The organism is Methanobacterium sp., assembly GCF_016217785.1.
Taxonomy (GTDB): domain Archaea; phylum Methanobacteriota; class Methanobacteria; order Methanobacteriales; family Methanobacteriaceae; genus Methanobacterium.
The window spans coordinates 38,874-45,229 of sequence record NZ_JACRGA010000022.1 but is presented as its reverse complement, the minus strand read 5'-3'; the positions used below and the strand labels follow the sequence as shown (position 1 = coordinate 45,229).

Annotated in this window: 5 protein-coding genes; 2 read left to right on the top strand and 3 right to left on the bottom strand. The window is 40.7% G+C overall.

Annotation, left to right across the window (positions count from 1 at the left end; all coding sequences use genetic code 11):
- The 3 genes from HY987_RS08770 to HY987_RS08760 form a co-directional block, all read right to left on the bottom strand.
- On the bottom strand, positions 1-2,093 hold a 2,093-nt coding region (locus HY987_RS08770; RefSeq protein WP_292757654.1), incomplete at its 3' end, for a pseudomurein-binding repeat-containing protein.
- 327 nt (positions 2,094-2,420) lie between these two features.
- Complete coding sequence (locus HY987_RS08765; RefSeq protein ID WP_292757652.1) at positions 2,421-3,185, bottom strand: ABC transporter permease; 765 nt, start codon at positions 3,183-3,185, stop codon at positions 2,421-2,423.
- A 2-nt stretch (positions 3,186-3,187) separates the two neighbouring features.
- A complete protein-coding gene (locus tag HY987_RS08760) occupies positions 3,188-4,129 on the bottom strand; it encodes an ATP-binding cassette domain-containing protein (protein ID WP_292757650.1) in 942 nt (313 codons plus the stop codon).
- A 272-nt stretch (positions 4,130-4,401) separates the two neighbouring features.
- On the opposite strand from HY987_RS08760, the gene HY987_RS08755 reads away from it, so the two are divergent.
- Complete coding sequence (locus tag HY987_RS08755; protein WP_292757648.1) at positions 4,402-5,769, top strand: MBL fold metallo-hydrolase; 1,368 nt, start codon at positions 4,402-4,404, stop codon at positions 5,767-5,769.
- 112 nt (positions 5,770-5,881) lie between these two features.
- On the top strand, positions 5,882-6,355 hold the full coding sequence (locus HY987_RS08750) for a pyridoxamine 5'-phosphate oxidase family protein (protein WP_292757646.1): 474 nt from the start codon (positions 5,882-5,884) through the stop codon (positions 6,353-6,355).
- Position 6,356 lies beyond the last annotated feature (1 nt).

Here is a 6,356-nt window from a genome sequence, read left to right as displayed (position 1 = left end):
TGCAGGAATTGCGCAGTGTAAACGGTAATCCCATTAACAGTAACAGTGTTAGGTATAGATTTGGTTGTTTCAATGGTGTTTTGTAACACTACAGCCGCAGCAACAATCTGCTCCGGTGTAAAAGTAACCGGAGGCGTGTACAATATCGGAATATTCGAGGAAGTGAAAGGTTTCACCGTTACAAAGGAAGGTAAACTTCCCGTACTATTGTAGATGCTCAAAATTCGTGTGAATAGATAGACCTGTGATTGATATCCAATTTTCCCCAATCCAATAAATCCATAAGGTGGCGCCTGATGATTCTCATCCATATAACCATTAATACGATGAGCAAAATCTAAATAATCTGCTAGAGTTACAGAACCAGAATTCAATTGCTCTTCTGAAAAACCTGGAACATTATCGTTTTGAAGTGCAATAGGTGTATTATCCTTATTATGAATCTGATCAGTGGCCTGTATAGCTAAATGCAGAAACTTAGCCATGTTAACAGAAACACCGCCAATAACTACGTAAGTAGGAAGTTTTTTATTGGTTTCTACAAATTTATTTATACGCTGAGCCGCATCAATAATCTGAGAGATGCTAAAGTCAATGATAACTGATGTATGAACTGTTTGACTGTCAATTGTTGCAGAAACATCAGCAAGACCACCAGCAGCACTATTTAAAGTAGTATTTGCAACTCCATTAATGGTAGTTACTGGACTGTTTATAGATCCTAATGTTGTGTTAAAATTCACTGGGATTCCATCTGGAACATGTCCATCAGTAGGGTTATGGTATGCTCCCGAGTTATCATGAGTTAAGTCTGCCGTAATTGTAGACTTAGCACTAAGATAAGTTATAATATTGAGTACTAACCAATTTGTGGTCTCGATATTGCCATTATTACTGATTATACCCTGAGGACCATTATTTGTACCCCACCAGTTTAATGATGCATCTACTATCCCTCCATCATTGTATATGGAGCTACCTTGATTTGCAGTGTTTCCAGTAATACGGCTGAAATTAACATAAATAGTGCCCATGTTGTATATGGCACCACCAAAACCACTACTATAATAATCTGCAATGTTACCAGTGAAACTAGAGCCCATCACAAGTGTAGGGCTATTATTATAGTTGTAAATAGCACCACCGAGTCGGGCGATGTTGTTGGAGAAAGTACAGTTATCAACCCCACACTCACCATTGAGGTTGGAAATAGCACCACCCATCCCATTAATAGCTGAGTTACCAGTGAAATTACTGTTGGTTACAATCAAATTACCCTGATTGTGAATAGCACCACCCCGACCCTCATGTGAGGTGTTATTGGTGAAAATGAGGTTGGCTAAGTACAAATATGCATCATCAGAATTGCAGATAGCACCACCATTTCCCATAGAAACAGCATTGTTACTGGTGAAAGTACTGTCAATTATTGTCCCAGAACTGTTTGGAGTACTGGCATTATTGAAAACAGCACCACCAAAAAATGCTGAATTATTTTTGAAAGTACTGTTTACCACCACCAGCATACCCATTTGATCACTGTAAATAGCACCACCATAAGTGGCGGTGTTATTATTCAGTGTACAATTTTCAATGATTAAAGTACCACTGTTGCATATAGCTCCCCCATTACTTGCAGTGTGGCCGTTGGTTAGAGTCAGGTTAAACAGGATGACATTTGCATTATTGAGGATGTTGAATATACTTGTAGTCTTTGTTCCGTCTATTATGGTATTTTCCTGGCTTTGCCCAACAATACTCATGTTCTTACCAATGGTGATGTTTGTGTTGCCGGGTCCAGTATACATGCCATTGGCGATGTTTACTGTTCCACCATCAGTTACAGTTCCTGTTGCATTTTTGATTGATTTTTTAGGACCATACAGGGTTCCAATCTGCCAGGTGTCATACTGGCCATCCCATGAATCGTTTCCCCCAGTGTTATTCACATAAATAGTAGAAGAGTCTGCTGCTGATACAGGACCCATACTCAATAAAAATATAAGTACCAAACTCAATATCGTCAAAATTGTTATAATACTATTGCCACTCTCGTGTATGGTTTTAACAACTACTTCGCCCCTATTCCACATTCAATTTTCCCCTTTTCATGTTTAATACATACAATATCTAACTATTAATTAAAACTAATCATTAATAAGGTAATATTATATATAAGTTTAGTGGAATGTACTTATCTTAAATTTAAGCACATCCCCTAAATCATATAATACTTTAGTTATTATCAATTAACCCCAATAATGACCATTATCCTATGAAAAGGATAAATATTAAGGTTTCACAAGATCTAATTGATCCCCCAAATCAACGATTTAATACATTAAAAATTATAAAAATAGAAATATATCCCCAATTCCATAATCAAGGATATTACCGTTGAGAATTCAACACCTCCCCCTCTACATCAAACTCTGCTCTTTTTTACTGAAAATGAGTGCGGATATTAAGATCATCAGGACTGCGAAAATAGCCACCACAATGACATCCACATAGATAGGTAGTACTGATTGGTGCAGAATTATACCTCTCAGGGCATCCACTCCATATGTTAGGGGGTTAACGTAGACTGCTGCTTGTAGCCAGCTGGGAAGTCCGGTTATGGGGAATAGAGCCCCACTTAAAAGGAATATTGGCATCACAATGAAACTCATAATAAGGTTGAACCCTTCCATACTGTCAGTGAATGATGCTATCAACAGACCCATGCCTGAGAGGCCCAGGGCTATGAGGATTATAACCCCTATTGATCCCAGGAGAATGGTGATATTCATGGGGACACTCACCACAAATGAGAGGAAAAGCAGTATTATCCCCTGAATAAGGGCAGTGGTGCTTATTCCAATGGCTTTCCCTAGGACGATAGAAGGACGAGATATGGGAGCCACCAGAATCTCCTTTAAGAATCCAAACTGCCGATCCTGTATCACGGAAAGTCCTGAAAATACAGAAGTGAACAGGATGGTCTGGGCAATGATTCCCGGGAATATGAAAGCCTGGTAACCTCCTGCCATGTTACCGAATCTTATGGCTGAACCCAGCCCGGTTCCGAATATGAGAAGCCATAGAAGCGGAGTTACCACTGAAGTTAATATTCGTGACCGGTAACGGAGGAATCGTTTGTTCTCCCTGAGCCAGATGGTGTAAATTCCTTCCAGTTCTGCCATACTTATCCCTCCCCCTGAATGGTTCTACCGGTGTATTTAAGGAACACATCCTCCAGGTTGGGGTGCTCCAGTTCTATGGAGTAGACAAAGATGTTATTTTTATTGGCAAAATTCACCAGCTCCGCCACCAGATTCTCACCACGTTCCACCATTAACTTAATCTCGGAATCCATCACATATGTCTCCTTGACAAAGTCCAGTGTTTCCACCTTTTTGACGAATTCTTCAAGATTATCCACTTGCATGGTGATTGTGTCTGCCTTTAACTCCCTTTTCAGGTTTTTTGGTGAGTCTGCAGTTATTATCTGACCCTGGTTGATTATTGCTATCTCATCACACAGTTTATCAGCTTCTTCCATGTAATGGGTGGTCATCAGCACCGAAACATCCTGGTTCTGATTCAATTCCTGAATATATTCCCATATACTCTCCCTGGTCTGTGGGTCCAATCCCAGGGTAGGTTCATCCAGGAAAAGAACCTTGGGACGGTGTATCAGACCCCTACCTATTTCCAGTCTGCGTTTCATACCCCCAGAATAGGTTTTAACGAATTCATCTGCCTTGGGACCTAGGGCAATCAGATCCAGAATCTCTTCTATACGTTCTTCCCTCACATCCTTGGGAACTCCGTAGAGTGAAGCATGCATCTCCAGGTGTTCACGACCAGTGAGGATGTCATCCAATGCCCGGGATTGAAAAACAATACCAATAGATTCCCGAACCTCTTTGGGGTGTTTACTGACATCATAACCATTAACTGTGGCCGATCCACTGGTGGGATGCAAAATGGTGCACAGCATAGAAATTAATGTGGTTTTACCCGCCCCGTTAGGTCCTAAAACTCCATAAACACTATTTTTAGGCACTTTAAGATTCACACCATTAACTGCGGTGAAATCATCATATTTTTTGGATATATCATGGGTTTCGATAATGTATTCCATGCTCTTCCTCCAGGTAAAAAAAATTAACTTATAATAGAAAGTGTGTTCTGGTAAGATTTAATAATATCGAACTGACATCCACATAGAGTAAAATTGTTCTCACTCAGGGGTTCTTGCTAGATGTTAAGTAATCATTACTAAAGGTTAAGCAGTTTTTTAGTTGGAGTTTGAGTTGTTCTGCAAAATGTAGTTCTACAAATGAGTTCTACAAAATTATTAATTTCAGGAGATCTATAATTAACTATAGAAATTTATTTGGATGGGGAATTATCATGATAGTTAAACAGATCAAATCAGAGGGAATAGCCCATCATTCTTATTTTATTGGGGCTAGTGGCCGGGCGGTTGTTGTTGATCCTCGTCGGGATGTGGATGTTTATCTGCGTCTAGCAGAATCATCTGGACTGAATATAACCTATATCTTTGAAACCCATCGTAATGAGGACTATGTTATTGGTTCGTTGGAGCTGGCAGATGCCACTGGCGCGGGAATATTCCATGGTAAAAATCTGGACTTTTCCTACGGAACCCCGGTAAGTGAAGGGGATAAATTCCAGTGGGGAAACGTGGAATTGGAAGTCTTGGAAACACCGGGACACACACCAGAAAGTATATCTCTGGTTTTAAGGGATCTGAGTGTTTCCAAAGATGCGCAGATGGTATTCACCGGGGATGTGCTGTTCGCCGGGGAAACTGGTCGCATTGACCTCTACGGAACTGATAAACAGAGGGAAATGGGAGGATTACTTCATGATAGTATTTTTAACAAGATCCTGCCACTGGGTGATCAGACTGTTTTATGCCCGGCCCATGGTGCTGGTTCAGTTTGTGGGGCGGATATACGTGAACAGGACTACACCACCATTGGTTATGAGAAGAAAACCAACCCACAACTACAGTGCACCATTAAAGAAGAATTCATCGGGATGAAAGTGGATGAAAAACTTTACACACCACCGTACTTCAAGAAGATGGAGTTTTACAACCAAAATGGAGCCCCTGTACTGGGCAGACTTCCTTATCTGGAACCTATACCACCTAAAATCCTGAAAAAAATGAAGAATAATGGAGCGTGCATCCTGGATGTCCGGAAGCCCACCAGCTTCGCCGGGGGCCATGTACCCGGCAGTTTGAACATCTGGAGAGAGGGTGTTCCTGCCTTCGCTGGCTGGTTTTTAAACTATGAAGATCCCATTATTGTGGTTGATGATCATGATTATGGTCTGGAGGAAATCCGCCAGACACTCATCAGACTGGGCTTTGATAACATTCATGGTTATCTTGCTGGTGGTTTCCCCAGCTGGTATCTCCACGCAGAGGAAATAGACACCATAAATCTGTGGAGTGTGCACCAGTTAAAAGAAAAGTTAAATGGAGATTTTTTTCTCATGGATGTGCGCAAAATAGATGATCGAAGGGAAGGTTACATTGAAGGATCACATCACATCTACGTGGGAGAAGTGCCAGGAATGATAGGAGAAATACCCCGTAACCTTCCGGTGGTTGTGTACTGTGATTCTGGTTATAAATCCACCACTGCATGCAGTTATCTACAGAAAAATGGTTACACTAACTTGACCAGTATTCTGGGTAGTATGACTGCATGGAAAAAGGCAGGTTACCCCGTGGTGAATGATTGATACACACCTACCCCGGTATTCTTAATCTTTTGTGGAAATTATAACATCTCTTGAGATAAAATAAATCTTAGAACATGACATGAAATTATAGATAAAAGTAAAGGTGATGCCTTTGAACATTCTGAAAATCCCTTCTATGAAGAAAAAAGAGTACGATGCATTCATTGCTCAGGAGTTTGTGAGTAGAATTGCTTTTAAAGGGGATTACCCATATATTGCCCCATTTTTATATGTTTTTGATGGGCAGTTTATTTACTTCCTCAGTACCAAGTATGGTAAAAAAGTAGAACTCTTGCATACCAATCCTCAAGTTGCAGTGGAGATCGAAAATTACAGTAGTAATATGTCAGAGTATCGTTTTGTGACACTGCAGGGTCGTATAAATGAAGTGGATGAAAGAAGTGAAAAACTGAAAGCCAGGCAGATGTTCGTGGACATGATCAAGAAAAATAATCTCTCCCCCAATGTACTGGCTGCCCTGGGACACTCACCTGAAGACCCACTGGAATCCCTCCTGGAAGAAGAACGATCAACAGTATGGAAATTGGTGGATGTCAAGGGAATTGTGGCCCTTAAAAGTTCATGAT